We start from the raw sequence: 858 nt of genomic DNA on the forward strand, positions 1-858 counted from the left end.
CGGAGATGTGTATAAGAGACAGACTTTATTCATGCAGCAGCTCTCGGCTCTTCCTTGTTCGCAAGTCACGAGCTGTGTTGATACGCTGGCACAGCGTCCGCCATAGCTGACGAAACTCCCATTGCTCGAACGCAGGTCGCACCCGCTTTTTCTTGGGCGTATACGTTGCGGTGATATTTGGCTTGCTACCTCGCAGCCCCTGCTCAGCGGCCCATTTCACGATGGCCTTACCGAGCATCATGTCCCACTGGAGCGTCTTGTCAGTTGGATGTCGTTTTGCGTTCTTCGGCAGCTTGTCGAACGATGCGTAGTAATCCCGGCGCCACGGAATGAACTCCCGCATCACCTTGTCATCGATATCTTCGACCGCTAGATGCCCAGCGTACTCCCGCCAGAACTTCGAAACCCGTCTGATCTGCCTCAGCATTCCAGCCGAGGTCTTGCCGTGTGCATGATCCCGCTTACGGTATGCGATGTAGTCGTCAATGACGGCCGAGAACAATTTGGATTTTGTCGGAAGGCCCTGTTCGGCTCTGTGTTCTAATTGGAACAGCAGCCTACGCCCAGCCTGTACGGCATTCTCTTCGATCGTCGTCTTCAGCGACCGAGTTATATATTTCCCCGGTGAAAGTCGCAGGCGAGCGTAGTAGGTGCCGTTGCGCCGAAAAATCGTGAGCCTGCCATCCTCAAGATAGCGAGCGCCGTCCATTGATGGTGCCCCTGAAGTTCAGCAAGCACCACCGTGGACGACAGCATTTCAATTGAAGGCGGGCGGCCTAACTGAGCCGATCCGCTAACCCATTGAAGACGCAACGATAAGTTGCATTAAGCCCAGCGGCCATGACAATGCTTGTACTT

The 858-nt window shown here is 54.5% G+C and carries 1 protein-coding gene; it reads right to left on the minus strand.

Annotated features, from left to right (window positions below; all coding sequences use genetic code 11):
* Positions 1-25 precede the first annotated feature (25 nt).
* A complete protein-coding gene (locus FXB38_RS42475; protein WP_148756764.1) occupies positions 26-709 on the minus strand; it encodes a hypothetical protein in 684 nt (227 codons plus the stop codon).
* Positions 710-858: the final 149 nt, after the last annotated feature.

Source organism: Bradyrhizobium cytisi (assembly GCF_008123515.1).
Taxonomy (GTDB): domain Bacteria; phylum Pseudomonadota; class Alphaproteobacteria; order Rhizobiales; family Xanthobacteraceae; genus Bradyrhizobium; species Bradyrhizobium cytisi.

Bases quoted from the DNA above. Each gene is read 5' to 3' on its own strand.
- FXB38_RS42475 (WP_148756764.1), bottom strand. From the start codon at position 709: ATGGACGGCGCTCGCTATCTTGAGGATGGCAGGCTCACGATTTTTCGG.